Source organism: Telluria sp. RB2R28 (assembly GCF_059685835.1).
In genome coordinates this window covers 152,597-171,789 of record NZ_JCASIK010000004.1, presented here as the reverse complement: position 1 = coordinate 171,789, position 19,193 = coordinate 152,597, and the positions used below count along the sequence as shown (strand labels likewise).

Annotated in this window: 15 protein-coding genes; 2 read left to right on the top strand and 13 right to left on the bottom strand. The window is 66.2% G+C overall.

Features of this window, described 5'->3' with window-relative positions; genetic code table 11:
* Positions 1-8 precede the first annotated feature (8 nt).
* The 3 genes from AC56LV_RS16465 to AC56LV_RS16455 all read right to left on the bottom strand — a co-directional run bounded on the left by AC56LV_RS16465 (position 9) and on the right by AC56LV_RS16455 (position 3,138).
* The gene (locus AC56LV_RS16465) at positions 9-1,391 is read right to left on the bottom strand and encodes a phosphomannomutase/phosphoglucomutase (RefSeq protein WP_499559167.1); all 1,383 of its coding nucleotides are present in this window, start codon (positions 1,389-1,391) and stop codon (positions 9-11) included.
* Positions 1,392-1,628: 237 nt separating this feature from the next.
* Positions 1,629-1,940 (bottom strand): H-NS histone family protein, encoded by a 312-nt coding sequence (locus AC56LV_RS16460; protein ID WP_332532344.1) that lies wholly within the window; start codon positions 1,938-1,940, stop codon positions 1,629-1,631.
* A gap of 103 nt (positions 1,941-2,043) precedes the next feature.
* Positions 2,044-3,138 carry an MraY family glycosyltransferase gene (locus AC56LV_RS16455; protein WP_499559165.1) on the bottom strand — a complete coding sequence of 365 codons (1,095 nt, stop codon included), beginning with the start codon at positions 3,136-3,138 and terminating at the stop codon, positions 2,044-2,046.
* Between the two features lie 273 nt (positions 3,139-3,411).
* Between AC56LV_RS16455 and AC56LV_RS16450 the strand changes: the two genes are divergently transcribed.
* Positions 3,412-4,260, top strand: a complete 849-nt coding sequence (locus AC56LV_RS16450; RefSeq protein WP_183556326.1) for a symmetrical bis(5'-nucleosyl)-tetraphosphatase — start codon at positions 3,412-3,414, stop codon at positions 4,258-4,260.
* Between the two features lies 1 nt (position 4,261).
* On the opposite strand, the gene AC56LV_RS16445 is transcribed toward AC56LV_RS16450, so the two are convergent.
* The 6 genes from AC56LV_RS16445 to AC56LV_RS16420 are packed head-to-tail and all read right to left on the bottom strand — an operon-like array spanning position 4,262 to position 8,924.
* Positions 4,262-5,017, bottom strand: a complete 756-nt coding sequence (locus AC56LV_RS16445) for a lysophospholipid acyltransferase family protein (RefSeq protein WP_499559163.1) — start codon at positions 5,015-5,017, stop codon at positions 4,262-4,264.
* 55 nt (positions 5,018-5,072) lie between these two features.
* Complete coding sequence (locus tag AC56LV_RS16440) at positions 5,073-6,368, bottom strand: dihydroorotase (protein WP_499559161.1); 1,296 nt, start codon at positions 6,366-6,368, stop codon at positions 5,073-5,075.
* Entirely contained in the window at positions 6,365-7,339 is a 975-nt protein-coding gene (locus tag AC56LV_RS16435; RefSeq protein ID WP_183556324.1) for an aspartate carbamoyltransferase catalytic subunit, read from the bottom strand. Before AC56LV_RS16435 ends, AC56LV_RS16440 begins: the two co-directional genes overlap by 4 nt.
* Entirely contained in the window at positions 7,320-7,850 is a 531-nt protein-coding gene (pyrR, locus tag AC56LV_RS16430; protein WP_499559159.1) for a bifunctional pyr operon transcriptional regulator/uracil phosphoribosyltransferase PyrR, read from the bottom strand. Before pyrR ends, AC56LV_RS16435 begins: the two co-directional genes overlap by 20 nt.
* Before the next feature lie 4 nt (positions 7,851-7,854).
* Positions 7,855-8,241 carry a Holliday junction resolvase RuvX gene (gene ruvX, locus AC56LV_RS16425; RefSeq protein WP_499559157.1) on the bottom strand — a complete coding sequence of 129 codons (387 nt, stop codon included), beginning with the start codon at positions 8,239-8,241 and terminating at the stop codon, positions 7,855-7,857.
* A gap of 26 nt (positions 8,242-8,267) precedes the next feature.
* A complete protein-coding gene (locus AC56LV_RS16420; protein WP_499559155.1) occupies positions 8,268-8,924 on the bottom strand; it encodes a YqgE/AlgH family protein in 657 nt (218 codons plus the stop codon).
* Positions 8,925-9,118: 194 nt separating this feature from the next.
* On the opposite strand from AC56LV_RS16420, the gene AC56LV_RS16415 reads away from it, so the two are divergent.
* Entirely contained in the window at positions 9,119-10,609 is a 1,491-nt protein-coding gene (locus AC56LV_RS16415) for a cryptochrome/photolyase family protein (RefSeq protein ID WP_499559154.1), read from the top strand.
* 17 nt (positions 10,610-10,626) lie between these two features.
* Here AC56LV_RS16415 and AC56LV_RS16410 read toward each other — a convergent pair whose 3' ends face one another.
* The 4 genes from AC56LV_RS16410 to AC56LV_RS16395 are packed head-to-tail and all read right to left on the bottom strand — an operon-like array spanning position 10,627 to position 19,171.
* Positions 10,627-15,912: a hybrid sensor histidine kinase/response regulator gene (locus tag AC56LV_RS16410; RefSeq protein WP_499559152.1), complete on the bottom strand. Its 5,286-nt coding sequence runs from the start codon at positions 15,910-15,912 to the stop codon at positions 10,627-10,629.
* A 7-nt stretch (positions 15,913-15,919) separates the two neighbouring features.
* Entirely contained in the window at positions 15,920-18,175 is a 2,256-nt protein-coding gene (locus AC56LV_RS16405) for a methyl-accepting chemotaxis protein (protein WP_499559150.1), read from the bottom strand.
* Between the two features lie 58 nt (positions 18,176-18,233).
* Positions 18,234-18,776, bottom strand: coding sequence for a chemotaxis protein CheW (locus AC56LV_RS16400; protein WP_499559148.1), 543 nt, complete (start codon positions 18,774-18,776; stop codon positions 18,234-18,236).
* Positions 18,773-19,171 carry a response regulator gene (locus AC56LV_RS16395; RefSeq protein ID WP_499559146.1) on the bottom strand — a complete coding sequence of 133 codons (399 nt, stop codon included), beginning with the start codon at positions 19,169-19,171 and terminating at the stop codon, positions 18,773-18,775. The genes AC56LV_RS16400 and AC56LV_RS16395 overlap by 4 nt, the downstream gene beginning before the upstream one ends.
* Positions 19,172-19,193: the final 22 nt, after the last annotated feature.

Here is a 19,193-nt window from a genome sequence, read left to right as displayed (position 1 = left end):
GCGTATCCTCAGAACGGCAGGTCGGCATCCGGCTTGGCAGCCAGGATCACGGTCTTGAATTCGGCCTGGATGCGCGCCAGTGCTTCCGGCGACTCGCCCTCAAAGCGCAGCACCACGACCGGCGTCGTGTTCGACGAACGGGCCAGGCCGAAGCCATCGGCGTACTCGACGCGCAGGCCGTCGATGTCGTTGATTTTTTCGGACGTCGGGAACGTGGCGTTGGCGCGCAGGTGGTCGATCAGCGTGAAGTTCTCGCCCTCTTGCAGCTGCAGGTGCAGTTCCGGGGTGCTGCTGGCCATTGGCAGGCTGTTGAGCAGCGCCGACGGATCCTGCTGCTTCGTCAGGATCTCGAGCATGCGCGCGCCGGCATACATGCCGTCATCGAAGCCGTACCAGCGCTCCTTGAAGAAGATATGGCCGCTCATCTCGCCGCCCAGCGGCGCGCCGGTTTCCTTCAGCTTGGCCTTGACCAGCGAGTGGCCCGTCTTCCACATCAGCGGCTTGCCGCCATGCTGCTCGATGTACGGCGCGAGGTGGCGCGTGCACTTGACGTCATACAGGATCTCGCCGCCCGGGACGCGCGACAGCACGTCGGCCGCGAACAGCATCATCTGGCGGTCCGGGAAGATGATCTGGCCATCCTTGGTGACGATGCCGAGGCGGTCGCCGTCGCCGTCGAAGGCCAGGCCGACTTCGGCGTCGGTCTCTTGCAGTGCGCGGATCAGGTCTTGCAGGTTTTCCGGGTGCGCCGGGTCGGGATGGTGGTTCGGGAACGTGCCGTCGACGTCGCAGAACAGCTCGACCACTTCGGCGCCCATGCCGCGATACAGGTCGCCCGCGAACGCGCCGGCCACGCCGTTGCCGCAGTCGACCGCGATCTTGATCGGACGCGCCAGCTTGACGTCGCCGATGATGCGCTCGAGGTAGGCGGCGCGGATGTCGTGGGTGCTGTAGCCACCGCGCTGCGCCGCGATCGCGCCGTCATACGCTGCGATGCTGTCGTGCAGGCCGGTGATGGCGTCGCCGTAAATGGCTTCGCCGGCCAGGACCATCTTGAAGCCGTTGTAGTCAGGCGGGTTGTGGCTGCCGGTGACCATGATGCCCGAGCGGGTGTCGAGCACGTTGGTGCCGAAATAGACCATTGGCGTGGCAACCATGCCCAGGTCGATCACATCGACGCCGGCATCACGCAAGCCTTCGCTCAATGCGCCGGCCAGTTCAGGGCCGGACAGGCGGCCATCGCGGCCGATCACGACCTTGCTCTCTCCCTTGGCCAGCGCGGCGGCGCCGAATGCACGACCGATGTGACGCGCGATACCGGCGTCCAGGGTCTTGTCAATGATGCCGCGAATATCGTAGGCCTTGAAAATCGTTTTGGAGAGAGCAACCATTTTGTTTCCTGGAATATTGGAGGATTGATAAGTAACCACTATTGTAACGGCAAGCGTGGCTGGCGTGGGAATGGTGCGCGTGCGCAAGCCGGGCCGGAAACCACATGAAAAGAACAGGGAAAACAGGGAGATAGCCGGGGCCGCGAATGGGCGCCGGAGTCGATGGCAGCAGGCCACCGGCGCCGGCGCTGAAAAAGCGCGCGGCGCATGCTCCGCGTGGCGGAGCAACAATACTGCTTAGACGCGCAGGTCGTCGATCGACTTGCCGCCGTCGACCCATTCCTTGACCCACTTTGGCTGACGGCCACGGCCGGTCCATTGCTGGCTGGAGTCCTGCGGGTGACGGTAACGCACGGCAACGGTCGCGCCTTTCGAACCGCGGCCGGTGGTGGCCATCAGTTCTTTCAGCGGCATGCCGACGCTTTGCGCGATTGCCAGGATTTGTTCGCGTGCTTTCTGCACTTCCTGGGTTTCACGCGTTTTCATTTCCTGCTTGATTTGTTCTTGCAGGTTGCGCAAATCGCCTACCGACATATTCGACAGATCCATCATCGTTCCTCGTTCGTTAAAAAATTGAATGCAGATTCAGCAATTGCTGACGATCGGTGAATACTCACCAAATGTCGCAATATACTACAACAATAATATTCGGTCAGTCTTTCTTGCTTAAAAAAAGCCAGCGTGGCGACTTGAATCGAACGATACGCCCGTACAACCAGAGGTAACTGATTATGAACAACAGACAGAACACCATCAATGCGCCCGTGCTTTCCCAGAACACTGTCGCCGGTATCACAGCCAGCAATGAAATCAGCCATAAATAAGGCGAGGTGCGGGCATTGCGTTTCATCAGTGCGCGGGCCTCGCGCGGCCCCACGGTCCATTGCACGATGCGCCGAAAAATCAAACTGTGCAAGTGAATACCGTCAGGCAGTGTTGGGGATTTGCCGCGCACAAATATGCGGCGGTATGCAGAGAATATGGTTTCAAACGCAGGGTAAATCAGCAATAGCGCCGCATACCAGGTGGAGACAGCCGGATTGCGCATCACCAGCAGCAGAGCGAGCTCGCCCAGCAGGAAGCCAAGGAAATACGCGCCCCCATCGCCCAGGAAAATCAGGCCGACCGGATAATTCCAGATCAGGAAGCCAGCCGTGGCCCCGGCGATGATCAATGCCGCCACCAGCACGAACATATCCCCCACCTGCAAGGCGACGTACGACAGCGACAGCAGCATGAAAATGCTGATCACGCCAGCCAGGCCATTGAAACCGTCGATGATATTGATGGCGTTGGCCACGCCAGCCACGGCGACCATCGTCAACGGCAGCACGATCCAGATGGATTCGAGTGGAACGACCATCCAAGGCAAGTCGAGGCGGCCAATACGCGCATCGAGCAGCCAATAACCAAAGCCTGCCGCAAGCATCGTCAGGAACAGGCGCCGGCTCGGCGAGACCTTTCCCGTATAGTCTTCGGCAATACCGCCGGTCAGAGCAATCGTGGCGCAGGCAATCAGGGTTGCCAGCCAGGCCGCCATTTGCGGCTGGCGCAAGATCGATAAACCGGATGCCACCACCACCGCCAGAAAGATGGGAATACCGCCGATGCGCGCGACCGCATGCGTATGGTTTTTCTGTACGCCAGTAAAATCACCATCGAGTCCCAAGCCATGTTTTCGCGCGGTCTTGATGACCAGCAGCGTGAGCAATGCGCAGGAAAGGAAACTGACAAAAAACGAGAACATTATTGTTTTCTTTCGGAGCGATTCTTGTGCAGCGCTTCGCAAAGGAAGCGAATTGGCGCAGCCACGACACGCTATTCATCAATGGAAAGCCGGCCTCATTGTACCGGACTGGACGTGGATGCCGGCGCGCGTATTTATGTTTTCATCCGCTTGCGCGGCGACGCAGAAAACCCGCCTGGCGCGTAAAATCATTGAGTATCCGCCAAAGTATCATATGCTCCATTTTTCACAACGCCAGGCAGCGGGACCGCAATGTCCTGCCAGAACAAGAATATGACGACTTACGCCATTGGCGACCTCCAGGGCTGCGCACATGAAGCGCAGCTGCTGCTTGACCGCATCGCCCTCGTAGCGGGTGACGACGCGCGCATCCTGTTTGTGGGTGACCTGATCAACCGCGGCCCCGAATCGCTGATGGCGCTGCGGCGCATGAAAGCGCTCAATGAATCGAGCGGCGGGCGCGTCGATGCCCTGCTCGGCAACCACGACCTGCACCTGATCGCGGTGGCCGGCGGCGCCCAGCGCCTGAGCCGCTCCGATACGCTCGACGAGATCCTGGCCGCCCCCGACCGCGATGAACTCATCGCCTGGCTGCGCGCGCGGCCGCTGGCGATGTTCGTCGACAATCACCTGCTGGTGCACGCCGGCGTGGCCCCGCAATGGGATGCCGCGCAGACGATGGCGCTGGCCGGCGAAGTCGAACGCATGCTGCAGGGTGATGGCTGGCTCGACTTCCTGAGCCAGATGTACGGCAACCAGCCCGAGCGCTGGGACGACAATCTGACGGGCATCGAACGCCTGCGCTGCATCGTCAACGCCCTCACGCGCATGCGCCTGTGCGCGCCTGACGGCGCGATGGATTTCAAGCACAAGGAATCCGACACCGGCCCGGTCGGCAGCGACCTGCTGCCATGGTTCGATCTGCCGGCGCGCCGCACGCAGGACGTGACGGTGGTGTTCGGCCACTGGTCGGCGCTGGGCGTGGTGCAGCGCCCCAACCTGGTCGGGCTGGACAGCGGCTGCGTCTGGGGCGGCAAATTGACGGCCGTGTGCCTCGATGACCGCACGCTGCTGCAGGTGGATTGCCCCGAGTACCGCGAGCACGGCGGCAAGCAGCGCTGAATCAGCGTGGGACTGGGTTGGCTACCGCGCTTGCCACGGCAGTTGCCACGGCCTCCTGCGACGCCTGCGCCAGTTCGCGCCGGTGCGCCCCGTAGCTCTCGAGAGGCGCCAGGCAGGTCAGGCGCGCCATGACCGGCGGCCCCTGCAAAATCCGGAACAGGCTGTCGACAAAGGTCGTCTCGCCGACGTACTCGATCGACGGGTGGTGCGCGCCGTCGGCGCCGACATAGGCCAGCGCATACGGCTGCACCCGTACGCCAGCATCGATGGCCGCTTCGAACAGGTTGGCGTGGAATGGCAGCACCTGGCCTTGCAGACTGGTCGTCCCTTCCGGGAACAGCGCGACGCGCTCGCCGTGCTGCAGCACATCGACCAGCCCCTTGAACACGTGGCGCAATTCGCGCCGGTTGCCACGCGCGATGAACACGGTGCCGGCGCCGGCGGCCAGACGGCCCATCACGGGCCAGGCGCGAATCTCTGCCTTGGCCACGAACCGGCACGGGTTCAGCGCATTGATGACGAAGATGTCGAGCCACGACACGTGGTTGGCCACCACCAGCGCATGCGCGAGCGGCGCTACGCCGCCGTCATGGGCGACGCTGACACGGCACAGACGCAGCAGCTGGCTCGACCAGCGCCGCGTGATACGCGCGCGCAGTGGGGGCGACGCAAACGGAAACACCAGCGCGCACGTCGCCAGTCCTTCGCACAGATGGACGGTAACGCGCGCGAGGCGCCAGGCAAGCCGGATATTCAAGGTGGTGGGCGCCGTGAAGGCGCGCGTTTCAGGTGAAGCACGCGCCGTGGTGAAATTAACGCTGGTAGGCGACGCGGCCGCGCACGACGGTCGCGCGCACCTGCCCGGCCAGCTCGTAGCCGAGGAATGGCGTGTGCTTGCCCTGGCTGGCCAGCGCCTTGCCGTCCACAGTCCAGCGCGCAGCCGGGTCGAACAGCACGACATCGGCTGCGGCGCCCACGCCCAGCGTGCCAGCCGGCAGGCCGGCAATGCGCGCCGCTTCGCAGGTGACCTTGCCAAGTGCCAGCGCCAGCGCGGCCTGTGCGTCCTGTGCGCCATGAGGCTGGTCCTGCGCCCACTTGAGCGTGAGCGCCAGCAGCAGCTCGAGACCCGTCGCGCCGGGCGAGGCTTCGCCGAACGGCAGCAGCTTTTCGTCGTCGTCCACTGGCGTGTGGTCGGAGCAGATCGCATCGACCGTACCATCGACGATTGCGGCGCGGATTGCGTCGCGGTCGCGCTGCGAGCGCAGCGGCGGCGTGAGGCGCGCATTGGAATCGAAGAAGCCGATGTCGGCGTCCGTCAGGTGCAGGTGGTGCACGCCCACGTCGACCGTCAGGTCCAGGCCTTCTTTCTTGGCGGTGCGAATCAGGTCCAGGCCTGCAGCGGACGAAATCCGGCACAGGTGCACGCGCGCACCCGTGGAGCGCATCAGCTCAAAGATCGTGTGCAGCGCAATGGTTTCGGACATTACGGGCACGCCGGACAGGCCAAGGCGCGAGGCCAGCGGGCCGGCATGGGCCACGCCGCCGCGCCCGATGTGGGCATCCTGCGGACGCAGCCAGACGGTGTAGTCGAACGTCTTGGCGTACTGCATCGCGCGCAGCAGCACGTTGGTGTCGAGGATGGGTTCCTCGGCCTGCGCGAAGCCGATGCAGCCGGCTTCGGTCAGTTCGGCCATCTCGGTCAGCGCCTGCCCTTTCAGGCCCACGGTCAGTGCGCCCAGCGGGTGCACATTGGCCTGGTCGACAATGCGCGCGCGGTGCTTGAGCATTTCGACCAGGCCTGGTTCGTCGAGCACGGGGTCGGTGTCGGGCGGGCAGACCAGCGTGGTCACGCCGCCCTGCATCGCCGCCTGCAGCTCGGATTCGAGCGTGGCCTTGTATTCGTAGCCCGGCTCGCGCAGGCGCGCCGACAGATCGACCAGGCCCGGGGCGACCACGAGGCCGCTCGCGTCGATGCTCTGGTCGGCCGTGAAGCCTTGGGGGGCGACGCCAAGCGCCGCGATCTTGCCGTCGACGATGAACAGGTCTTGCACGGCGTCGACGCCGTTCGCCGGGTCGATCACGCGCCCGTTCTTGATATGGAGTTTCATGCGTGGGTTCCTGCCAAAATGCTCATCACTGCCATGCGTACCGCGATCCCGAACGTCACCTGCGGCAGGATCACCGCCTGGCTGCCGTCGGCCACCGCCGAGTCGATCTCGACGCCGCGGTTCATCGGCCCCGGGTGCATCACGATCGCATCGGGTTTGGCCAGCGCCAGGCGTTCGGGCGTCAGGCCATAGCTCTTGAAGTACTCTTGCGCCGACGGCAGCAGCGCGCCGCTCATGCGCTCGTTCTGCAGGCGCAGCATGATGATCACGTCGACGTCCTTCAGCCCCTCATTGATGTTGGTGAAGGTGCGCACGCCCATCTGATCCAGGCCGCCCGGCAGCAGCGTATGCGGGCCGATGGCGCGCACTTCGGGCACGCCCAGCGTGGTCAGCGCGTGGATGTCCGAACGGGCCACGCGGCTGTGCAGGATGTCGCCGACGATCGCCACGCGCAGGTTCGTGAAGTCTTTCTTGTAGTGCCGGATCGTGTACATGTCGAGCAGGCCCTGGGTCGGGTGCGCATGGCGCCCGTCGCCGGCATTGACGACGTGGACATCCGAACGGGTCCGGTTCAGGTGCTGCGCAATCATGTACGGCGCGCCCGACTGCGCGTGGCGCACCACGAACATGTCGGCATGCATCGCGGCCAGGTTGTCGATCGTGTCAAGCAGCGACTCGCCCTTGGTGGTCGACGAAGCCTGGATGTTCAGGTTGATGACGTCGGCCGACAGGCGCTTGGACGCGATCTCGAACGTGGTACGGGTGCGCGTCGAATTTTCGAAGAACAGGTTGAACACGCTCTTGCCGCGCATGAGCGGGACCTTCTTGACTTCGCGGTCGGAAATCCCCACGAAGCTCGATGCGGTGTCGAGGATGTGGTCGATGTGCGACTTCTTGAGGCCCTCGATGGTGAGCAGGTGCTGCAGCTCGCCGTTTTTGTTCAGTTGCGGATTATTGTGCAGGATCGGCATTGTCTTGTTCGATGGTGAGCGAAAGTTGGCCTGTCTCATCGCGCTGCAGGCACAGCGACTCGTTGGCCTCGAGCGTGGCGTGGACGCCGACGAAATCGGCGGCCACCGGCAGCTCGCGCCCGCCCCGGTCGGCCAGCGTGGCCAGGCGGATGCAGGCCGGACGGCCATAGTCGAACAGCACGTTGATCGCCGCGCGCGTGGTGCGCCCGGTCTGCAGCACGTCGTCGACCAGCACCACGGTGGCGCCGTCGACCGCGAAGCGGATGTGGGTCGGTTTCACGTCCGGGTGCAGGCCCTTGCGCGCGTAGTCGTCGCGGTAGAACGAGACGTCGATGGCGCCGAGACGGTGCGTCAGGTCGAGGTCGCGCGCAAGGCGCTCGGCCAGCCAGGCGCCGCCGGAATGGATGCCGACGATGGCCGGCTCGGCAACGCCGTTCAGGCCCGTGCGGACCTGGGCCAGCAGCTCGCGGTAGAGCGCTTCGGCATCGAATGCGTGTTTGTTGGTGGGCATAGGGTTAGCGTGATGCGTCAAAATACTGTTGCAAAATAATGGCGGCCGCCTTGTCGTCGATGACGTCGCCGCGCTTTGAAGCGATCACGGCCGACGAATAACGTTCATCGACCAGTTCGACGGGGAGGTTGAAGCGGCCATGCAGCTGGTTGGCAAAGCGGCGGCTGCGCAAGGTCATGTCGTGCTCGGCGCCATCGGGATGGCGCGGCTCGCCCACGATCAGGCGCGCCGGCTGCCATTGGGCGATCAGCTCGCCAATGATCTGGAAGCGGGTGGCGTTGTCGATCGCGCTGACGACTCTCAAAGGCTGGGCTTGCCCGGTCAGGGTGTTGCCCATGGCGATGCCGATCCGCTTGATGCCGAAGTCGAAGCCCAGAACGATATCAATCATGCACGTGTTTCTTGTACGGGAACGCCTTACGCATGGCCGGCTTCGGTGGCGAGCATCAGGGGATCGATGCCCAGCAGCTTGATGGCGGCGTGATAGCGCTCTTCGATCGGGAGGTCGAACAGCACGCGCGCGTCGGCGCCCACCGTCAGCCAGCCATTGCGCGAAATTTCTTCTTCGAGCTGGCCCGGGCTCCAGCCGGCATAGCCGATGGAGACGAGCATGCGCGCCGGGCCACCGCCACTGGCGACGGCCTCGAGCACGTCGATCGAGGTGGTAAACGAGACGTCATCGGTGACGGTCAGCGACGACGAATAGCGCCCGCCCGGCGAATGCAGCACGAAGCCGCGGTCGTCCTGCACGGGGCCGCCGAACATGATCGGCTCGTCGACGACGGTGGCGCGCAAGCCTTCGGCCAGCTTGAGATCGACGCGGTCGAACAGGGTTTCCATCGTCATGTCGGTCGGCTTGTTGATGACCACGCCGAGCACGCCCTTGTCGTTGTGCTCGCAGACGTAGACGACGGTGCCGCCGAAGACGGGATCCTGGATCGACGGCATGGCGATCAGGAAGTGGTTTGCCAGATTCAGGCCGGATGCTGCAGGACCCGCCACGGTGGGGGAGCCATCCTGCTCACGGGGCATGCCCGGCATGGGAAGAGTTTGGCCAACTTTGGTTTTTTTCATACGATTGCTCTCAAAAGGCGCACTCTCGCGTTGTTACTTCTGTTGAACGGCTGCCAGGCATCTGCAGAACAACCTTACGCTTTTCGACAGTTTACACCCATTTGCCCCTGAGGCCATTGGAAGCATTCCTCGGGCGCCACACGTTTCGATGATGGGCAGTAAAATCTGGATCCGCCTTGACCTCGCACACGATGATGAATTTAAGCAAGTCTTTAGTCTGGTTTCGCCGTGACCTGCGCACGTTCGACCACGCCCCCCTGCACCACGCCCTGCGTTCATCGCAGCAGGTGTATTGCGTGTTCGTGTACGACACCGACATCCTCGATGAGTTGCCAAAGGATGACCGGCGTCTGCGTTTCATCCATGCCAGTCTGGCCCAGCTCGACACTGAACTGCGTCGCCTTGGAGGCTACCTGATCGTGCGCCACGGCAGCGCGCGCGATGAAGTAGTTGCCCTGGCGAAAGAACTCGGGATCGATGCCGTGCATGCCGGCACCGACCATGAACCGTCGGCGATTGCCCGCGATCTCGCCGTGGCCGAACAACTGGCCGGGCAAGACTGCGCCTTCCACTCCTACAAGGACCAGGTCATCTTCGAGAAACAGGAAGTGCTCACGCTCGCCGGCGGCGTGTTCTCGGTGTTTACGCCGTACAAGAATGCCTGGCTCAAGCGCCTGGCGGCCCATCCCGAGACGCTGGCCACCTACCCGGTCGACGCCCATGCGCATGCGTTCGCGCCGCCCACCGGTGCGCCGGCCGCCCTGCCGTCCCTGGAAGACATCGGCTTCACGTCGGGCGAGCCGCCACTGCCTGCCGGCATGGATGGGGCCGAGGCGATGTTCGAGGCGTTTGTGACCGAGATGGCCGATTACGGTCGTGCGCGCGACTTCCCGGCCGAGGAAGGCACGTCACGGCTGTCGGCGCACCTGCGCTTTGGCACCACATCCATCCGCCATCTGGTGCGCAGCGCCCGCGACATGGTGCAGTCGGGTACCGGCGGGACCGGTGCGTCCGTGTGGCTGTCGGAACTGATCTGGCGCGACTTCTACGCGATGGTGCTGTCGCAGAACCCGCACGTGGTCGAACGTTCGTTCAAGCCGGCATTCGATGCGGTCGAGTGGGAAACCGGGGACGAGGCCGACGCGCTGTTTGCGGCCTGGTGCGAGGGGCGCACGGGCTATCCGCTGGTCGATGCAGCGATGCAGCAGCTGAACCAGACGGGCTTCATGCACAACCGGCTGCGGATGGTCACGGCGAGCTTCCTCACCAAGGATCTCGGGATCGACTGGCGCCGTGGCGAGCGTTATTTTGCGCTCAAGCTCAATGACTATGAGCTGGCCTCGAACAACGGCGGCTGGCAGTGGGCGGCGTCGACCGGGTGCGATGCGCAGCCGTGGTTCCGGATCTTCAATCCGGTCACGCAATCGACGCGCTTTGACGCGCGCGGAGAGTTCATCCGGCGCTACCTGCCGCAACTGGCAAAGCTCGACGGCAAGCAGATTCACGCGCCGTGGCTGGTAAAGCCCGATGTGCTGGCAGAGCGCGGCGTGGTGCTGGGACGGGATTATCCGGCGCCGGTCGTGGAGCACGACGCGGCAAGGCAGCGGACACTGGAGCGCTTTGCGGTGGTCAAAAAGGTGGTGGCGGAGGTGGGCGACGTGAAGGACGACGCGAACGACGACTGAACGCCGTCGTTACGCCATTACGCTGCTTCGCGCCCCAGCAAGCCCTCGATCGCCGCCAGCAGCACCGTCTCCTGGTACGGCTTGCCGAAGTAGGCATTCACGCCCAGCCCGAGCGCCACGTTGCGGTGCTTGTCGGCCGTGCGCGACGTGATCATGATGATCGGGATCGCCTTCGTTGCCTCATTGCCCCGCACGTTGCGGGTCAGGTCGAAGCCGTCCATGCGCGGCATCTCGATATCGACCAGCATCAGGTCGGGCGCGCCCTGCCCGATCAGTTCCAGCGCCTCGATGCCATCCTTGGCCAGCACCACGCGATAGCCTTCGCGTTCGAGCAGGCGCTGCGTCACGCGCCGCACCGTCAGCGAATCGTCGACCACCATCACAGTGGGGCGCCGTACCTGGGCCGCGATGGCCTGCTTCACGCGCGCCTCACCCTGCGGTTGCTGCGCCAGTGCCAGCGGATCGAGAATCAGGACGATCTCGCCCGAACCCAGGACCGTGGCGCCGTCGATGCCCGGCATGCGCGCCAGCTGGCGGCCGATGTTCTTGACGACCACCTCGCGGTTGCCCAGCACTTCATCGACGCGCAGCGCGATGCGGCGGCTGCCGCCATTCAAGACCAGCACCGGCGTCGAACGCTGCGTCGTGATGCGTTCGTCGTCATCCATGCCCAGCAAATCAGGCAAGCCGTAGAGCGCCAGTTCGTGGCCGGCCAGGTGGATAGTGCCGGCGTCGATCGCGGCGGCCAGGTCGGCCTCGCGTACCTGCTGCACCGCCTCGACCAGCGTCGACGGCACCGCGTGGGTGCGGCCACCGGCCACCACCAGCACGACCTGCGCCACGGCCAGCGTCAACGGCAGCGTGATCGTAAAGCGCGCGCCCTGCCCCGGTTCGGACGCCACCGCGACGCGTCCGCCCAGCGCCTGCGCTTCGGAGCGCACCACGTCCATGCCGACGCCACGCCCGGCCAGTTCGGTCAGCGTGTCCGCCGTCGAGAAGCCCGGCGCGAAAATCAGGTCGGTCACCTGGTCGTCTGGGGCATCGTCGCCTTCGGCAATCAGGCCGCCGGCCAGTGCCTTGGCGCGGATGCGTTCGAGGTCCAGCCCCGCGCCGTCGTCGCTGAAGTTAATCAGGACTTCGTTGCCGTGCTGGCTGACCTGCACCAGCAATTCGCCCGTCTCGGCCTTGCCGGCGTTTTGACGCGCCGCGCGCGGCTCGATGCCGTGCACGATCGCGTTGCGCAGCAGGTGTTCGAACGGCGCGGCCATCTGTTCCAGCACGCCCCGGTCGATTTCGACGGCGCCGCCCCGGATATCCAGGTTGACGCGCTTGTCGGTCTCTTTGGCGGTCTGGCGCGCGACGCGGAACAGGCGCTCGGACAGGCTGGCAAACGGCACCATCCGCACCCGCATCAGGTCGCGCTGCAGGTCGCGCGTCATGCGTGCCTGGGCCGACAGTTCTTCGTTGGCCGAATCGACCGTGCGCGCGAGGCTTTCCTGGAACGAGGCGACGTCGTCGACGCTTTCGGCCAGCATGCGCGTGAGTTCCTGCAGGCGCGTGAAGCGGTCGAATTCGAGCGGATCGAATTCGCGCTCGCCGGCAATCGACAGGCGCGAGGCGATCTGCGATTCGGCCTGCATCTCGATCTCGCGCAACTGGCGCCGCAGGCGGCCCACGTTGTCCGAGAAGTCGCCGAGCGACGACTTGAGCACGCCGATCTGGTTTTCCAGGCGCGAGCGCGTGATCGATACCTCGCCCGCCTGGTTCACCACGCGGTCGAGGATGTCGGCGCGCACGCGCACCAGCGGCGCGCGGGCCGGCTCGGCCGGCGCGGCTGCGGGGGCATCTGCGGAGGCCGGCGCCGAATCGGTGCCGCCGGCCGGCTGCTGCAGGCCCTCGAACAGCAACATCGCGCTGTCGTAGTTGGCCAGCAGTTCGTCGAACGCGGCCGGCGGCAGCGTCGAGGTGCCGGCATGGACCATGTTCTCGATCTGCGTTTCCAGTTCGTGCGCGTGCTGGCCCAGGCGCATCGCACCGGCCATGCGCGCGCTGCCCTTGACCGTGTGCAGGTCGCGCTGCATGCGCTGCGCGACGCCGGCATTGGACGGCTCCTGCTGCCACTGGCGCAGGTCGTGCCCGATGCGCGGCAGCAGGTCGGTGGCTTCTTCGAGGAAGACTGGCAGCAGGTCGGCGTCGATCTCGTCGACGTAACCGCCGGCGCCGGCCAGCTCGGGCTCGTGCAGGTCGTCGAGCGCCAGATCGGGTTCCGGTGCAGGTTCGGGTTCGGATTCTGGTTCTGGTTCGGCTTCAGGTTCCGACACCGGTTCTGACGCAGATTCGGCCAGCACCGCTTCATCGGGCGTCACCGCAACGAAGCCGGCCCCCCCCGGCTGCGGGGCGGCTTGTTCCAGCGCCGGCGCCGCGAACGGGTCGTCGCCGAATGCGCTGAAGATGTCGTCGATATCGTCGGGCTCTGCCGATGCTGGCGCAGCCTCGCGTGGCGCCGGCGCCGTGAATGGCGGCGGCTCGGCCAGCAACTGCTTGTAGGCCTCGGCAAACAGCGTATCGAGCCGGCTGGCCAGGGCCGGTTCGAGCTTGTCGAACGGCGATGTGCCCAGGCGCGCGCGCAGCGCGGCCAGCTGTTCGATCAGGTCCGGCTGCGCCGGGGCCAGTTCGCCCAGCGTGAACACGTGCAGCATTGCGCGCATGCGCGCCAGCGTCGTGTCGAACAGATCCAGCCCGTCCTCATCGACGGGCGCGCCAGGCACGGTGAGCTTCTCGAGCGTTCTTTCCAGCGCATGCGCCAGTTCGCACAGGTCGGTATAGCCGACCGTGGCCGAGGTACCGGCCAGCGTGTGCGCGGCCGTGATCGCGTCGGCCGATGCACGCTGCGCCGGGTCCTGGCGCAGCGCGCCAAACGCGTCTTCCAGCGTGGCGCACAGTGATTCGGTTTCGAGCAGGTACACGTCGTGCAGCGCCTGGCCAATGGTCAGTTCGCCCACGCGCCGCACGCCATCTTCGCCCGGCGGCGTGATCTGCACGTCGAGTACCGGGATATCATCAAACTGCGCATCAAACTGCCCGTTCAGCTGCGCATCCAGCTGGGCATCGGCCGGCGGCTCGAACGCGCCGCCCTCCTGCACCCGCGCCGCTGCCTCGATCAGCGCCGCGCCATCGCGCTGCGGTGCCTGCCCGGCAGCCAGTTCGGCCACCCAGGCATCCAGTTCGGCGTAGGCATGCGCGAGCAGCGCCAGCAGGTCGGCGGTGGCCGCGCGGCCATCGGCCAGCCAGATGTTCATGACCCGCTCGATGCTGGCGGCGGTCGCGCCGAAGGCTTCCAGGCCCACCATGCGGCTGCTGCCCTTGAGCGTGTGGAAGGCGCGGCGCAGGCCCGTCAGGGTATCCTGGTTGCCCGGCTCGTCAGCCGCGCGCGGCAGCGTCTCGACCACGACGCCCAGCACTTCCTGCGCTTCGGCGATGAAGATCCCGAGCAGTTCGGCATCGACGTCGTCCTGTGCGTCGGCGTCGGCGACAGGTGCCACCGGCGTCTCGACGGCGGCGGCGGCAGCTTCGGTGAACTCGAACGGCAGTTCGCGCAGCAGCTGTTTCTCGGTGTCGAACGTGAAGCGGCCGCGCGCCAGCGCGCTGTCCTGCGCCAGCAGGTCGGCAAAGAAGCCCAGGGCGCCGATGTTCTGCGCGATATTGTGCAGCGACGCGTGCTGCGCGGTGACATCGCGCTCGCTGTCGGCCAGCGTGCGCACTGCGTCTTCGACATGGTGCACGGTCAGCACGGCCTGCTCCTGGTCGAGGATGGCAAACGCACCCTGCAAGCCATGCAGCACCGGCCCGGCCTGTTCCAGCACCTGGCGTTTGGATGGGTCGTCGTAATAATCGTCGAGCAGTTTTTCGATCTGGCGCAGGCCGGCCTTGACTTCGCCCGCCAGCACGGCCACGGTCTGGCCCTGCTGGATCTGGCGCGCCAGTTCGCCCTGCCACTGCGGCGCATCGGGCGGGGTTTCGCCGGCGGCCAGCGCCAGCAGGCGCGCGCCGACGGCTTCGGCGTTCTGCGAAAAATCGTCGGGCAACTGGCGCAGCTGGTCCAGGCTGTTCTCGACGAACAGCATGGCGGCCGCCATCTCCAGCCCGAACTGGTCGTCGCGGCCCGACTGCACCGAGTCGCCCGCCGCGCGGCCCAGTTCACGCAGCAGTTGCGCCAGCGCGGGCGCGCCCAGCTTGTCGCTGGCGCCGGCCAGGCGCGCCAGCGCGTCGTTAAAATCGTTCTCGACCGCGGCGTCAGGCTTGCCGTCGCCGGCGATCAGGTCCCAGTCCGACTTGGTGCGGGCCAGCGCTTCGCGCGCCTCTTTCAGCGCCTGCGGATCGAGTTTGCCGTAGCGCCGTTCGGCGTAGTCATGCGGCACCGCGCCGTCCAGGTCCAGGGCCTGGCGCAGCGCGCCTGCCTCGGGGCCCGGCGCGCAGGCGGCGGCCACGAAGAACAGCGCATCGCGCAGCATCGTCTCGGGCGCATCCTGCTGGCCCTTGGCCAGGCGCCGCAACTGCAGGTTGATCTGGCCAAAGAGCTGCTTGACATACAGGTCGGTTGCGACCTGGCCATCGGCCACCACGGTGGCAAACGCATGCATGGCCTGCCAGAACAGGCGCGCGCGTGCGCTCTCCTGCGCGCCGGCGATCGGCGCGATCGCGGCGGCCATGTCGTGCGCCTGTGCGCGGCGCACCGCGTCGTCATCGTCGGCCTTCAGGTAGGGCAGGAGGGCTTTTTCGAAGTGCGCGCGGCAGGCCGCGATATCCACGTCGCCCACGGCAGTGCCAGTGGCCGGCAGCTCGGGCAGCACCGACAGGTCGAGTGGCAGCAGGTCGGCCGGATGGACCTTGGTCTCGCCCTGGCGTTCGACCATGTCGCGGTAATACGGGAACAGGCGCGCCGGCTGTTGCGGGGCCCCGCCCAGGAGTTCATCGAGGTATTCGCCCAGCGCCCCGAAGGCGCCCAGCACCACCTGCACGCTCTCGGCGTTGCATGGCAGCTGGCCATCCTTGAAACGATCGAGCACCGCTTCGGCCGCGGCAGTAAACACGCCAACGCCTTCGACATCGACCATCTGCAAGGCGCCGTGCGCCTGGTGCAGGTGCGATTTCGCATGCAGCAGCAGCGTTGGCTGCGCCTCGGGCGAGCGGCCCGCCGCGTCGCGCAGGGACGTCGCGGCGCGCGTGAGCGCGTCGCGGATTTCGCCAATGACCCAGGACAGCGGGCCGGTATCAAAACTGCTGGAGCGGTTCAAGGTCGTCATCGCCTGGTCAGGATACCACGCGGAAGCGGGACACCGAATCCTTGAGTTCCTGCGCCAGCGCGGCCAGTTCCTGGATCGACTGGGCGGTCTGGCGGGTACCCTGGCGGGTCTGTTCGGTCACGGCGAGGATCTGCTGCATCTTGTCGGCCACGCCGGTGGCCTTGGTGGCCTGGCGTTCGGTGGCGGTCGACATGTCGCCGATCAGGTCACCGAGGCGGTTCGAGACGCGCGAAATGTCCGACAGCGCGGCGCCGGCGGCGTCCGACAGGCGCGCACCCTCCACCACACCCTGCGTCGATTTTTCCATTGCCGCCACCGCATCGTGGGTGTCGGTCTGAATGGTGCGCACCAGCGCGCCGATCTGCTTGGCCGCGTCGCCCGAGCGTTCGGCCAGGCGCTGCACCTCTTCGGCAACCACCGAGAAGCCGCGCCCTGCTTCGCCGGCCGATGCGGCCTGGATCGCGGCGTTCAGCGCCAGCACGTTGGTCTGCTCGGTAATGTCCGAAATCAGCTCGGTGATCTCGCCGATTTCCTGCGACGATTCGCCCAGGCGCTTGATGCGCTTGGAGGTTTCCTGGATCTGCTCGCGGATTTCCTGCATGCCCTCGATGGCGTTCTGCACCGCGGTCGAGCCCTGCGCCGCCGCCGCCACCGACTGGCGCGCCACGTCGGCCGATTCCAGGGCCGAGCGCGACACGTCGGTAATCAGGCCGGCCAGGCGCAGTGTCGTGGCCGACGCATCCTGAATCTCGCGCGACTGCTGCTCGGCCGCGCCCAGCAGCTCGGTCGAGACGTCCTGCGCACCGTTCGATGCGCGCGCCACCTGCTCCGCAGTGCGGATGACCCGCACCACCAGCTCGCGCAGTTCTTCGACCGTGTAGTTGACCGAGTCGGCAATCGCGCCGGTGATGTCTTCCGACACCGTCGCCTGCACCGTCAGGTCGCCGTCGGCGACGTCCTGCAGTTCGTTCATCAGGCGCAAAATGGCGGCCTGGTTCTGTTCATTGGTGGCCTTGGCTTCTTCTTCCTTGGCCTGCGCCAGGTGGCGCATCGCTTCGGCTTCCTGGCGGCGCCCTTCGGCGCCCGCGGCGCGCTCACGCGACTCCTGCAGCATGGCGCGGGTGGTGCCCAGCGTGGCGAGCAGCGTGAACACGCCGGCGCCGATGGCCAGCCAGAACCACGGGCTGATCTCGGCCTGGTCGCGCTGGTAATCCATGTGCAGCCTGGCGAGCATCACGCGCAGCGGTTCGCTGTCGCGCGAGATCAGGCGCTCGGCGGCGCGGGCGCCGGCGTAGCTGGTCAGGTTGCCGATCAGCGGCGAAACGGTCTTGACGTATTCGCGCAGGCTGTCGCGGGTGCGCGACAGCCGCACGCGCATTTCGAGGTCCGTCAGCGGGGCCAGCCCATAACGGCCGCCGCCATCGAGCAGGCCATCGACGAGCGCTTCGAGCGAGGCGATGTCGCCCAGGATGTAGGTCACCGCGTTCTGGGTCGAACCCGGCGTGTTGAAGGTCTGGGCGCCGGCCGTCAGGCGCTGGGTCACCGACAGCAGGCTCAGTGCCGCCATCTGGCGCCGCGCGTCGGTGGCCTCGTCGCGCTGCAGGCGTTCGGCAATGGCGACCAGTTCCGGGCCCACTTCTTCGTACTGGGCCAGGCTCGCGCCAAAGGCGATCAGGTTGCGCCGGTTGCCGAGAATGTTGGCAGCGGCCTTGGACGAGCGGTTCCACAGCACGATGGCTTTTTGCAGGTCGTCGGCGCGGGGGCCGCTGGCGGCGGGAATGCGGCCGGTCGGCGACTGGCCGCCACGCGCCAGCAGATCGAGTTCGCGGCCCAGCTCCGTGCGGCTCTCTTCCAGCTGGAAGAAGGCTTGCGCATCGCCACGCAGCGCGATCGGCGCCGCCTTGGCGAAACGCTGCGAGTGCATCACGGCGTCACCGGCGACCTGGCTCTGCCCCGCCAGGCGGGCGTCGCTGGCGGCGTTCTGCCACATGGCCAGCACGGTCAGCACCGCACCGGCCGCAACGGCGCCCAGTAGCAGGCGCAGGCGATTCGGCTGGAAGCTGCTGCCCATGAGCGTGGCGCGCATGTCGCCCCCGCCATCGGCGACGGCGTCGTCACGGCCACGAAAGCCGCCCAGGCGCCGCGCCGCTGCGGCAGCCGAACCACTGGCCGCCCCGTCAGGCGCCGCAGCGTCGGCGACGGGCACCGGCGTTACCGGGCGCACCGCGTCATCGGCTGCGCCACCCCTGGCGAAGACATTCATGGTCAATTTCGAGGCGAATCCCATTCCGGCTCCCTGTGCTGCAAGTTAGTGTGTTCGGTTAGCGTGCAATGTGCAGGAAGCGCTCTTCGCGCACCAGCGCCGCCAGCGACAGCGGCATCCATGTGTTGCCATCGGCATCGCGCAGGGCGTCGCCGTCGCGCGTCATCGTCCCGGCATGGCGCAAGCCATATACCGTGGACGCGAGCAGCGCGCAATTCAAGCCCAGGGCTGGTGCAAACACCAGCAGGCGCGGGGTGCTGCCAGGGACCGCCGATGCGGCCACGTGCCCGTCATCGAGATAGCGTGCCAGGTCGATCACGCCCAGCAGGCTGCCGCGCACATTGGCCAGCCCCAGGTACCACGGGCGGGTCAGCGGCACGGGCGTGACCGGCACGGGTGCGACGATCTCGCCCACTTCGGCCAGGTCGACCAGGTAGCGCGCGCCGCCGATGGCCAGGCCCAGTTGCGCCACGCTGGCGCCGGCGCCGTTTTTCGCCGCCTGCATCCGTTCAAGCAGCTGCTCCTGGTACAGGCGCAGGCGGGTGCGCCGCGCCGCGGGATCGCGGCGGCCTGCACGTTCGTCCGCGCCGCCGGTGGTCATGCCTTCACGCTGCCGGCTGCGTCGCCCGGCACGGCCAGCGCCGCAATGGCCGCCAGCAGGCGCGCCGGATCGACCGGCTTGACCAGGTATTCCCTGGCGCCCTGGCGCATGCCCCAGATACGGTCGGTTTCCTGGTCCTTGCTGCTGCAGATGATGATCGGCAGCGCCGCCAGTTCCGGGTCGCGCGAGATGGCGCGGGTCACCTGGAAGCCGTTCGCGCCGGGCATGACCACGTCCATCAGGATCAGTTGCGGGCGCTCGGCGCGAATGCGCTCGATCGCTTCGTCGCCATTGACGGCGGTGCACACGGTAAAGCCGTTCTTGACCAGGATGTCGGTCAGGTACAGTCGTTCGGTCGGCGAATCGTCGACGATGAGAATCTTTTGAATGGCCACGCAGGGCTCCAGCGTTGGTTGA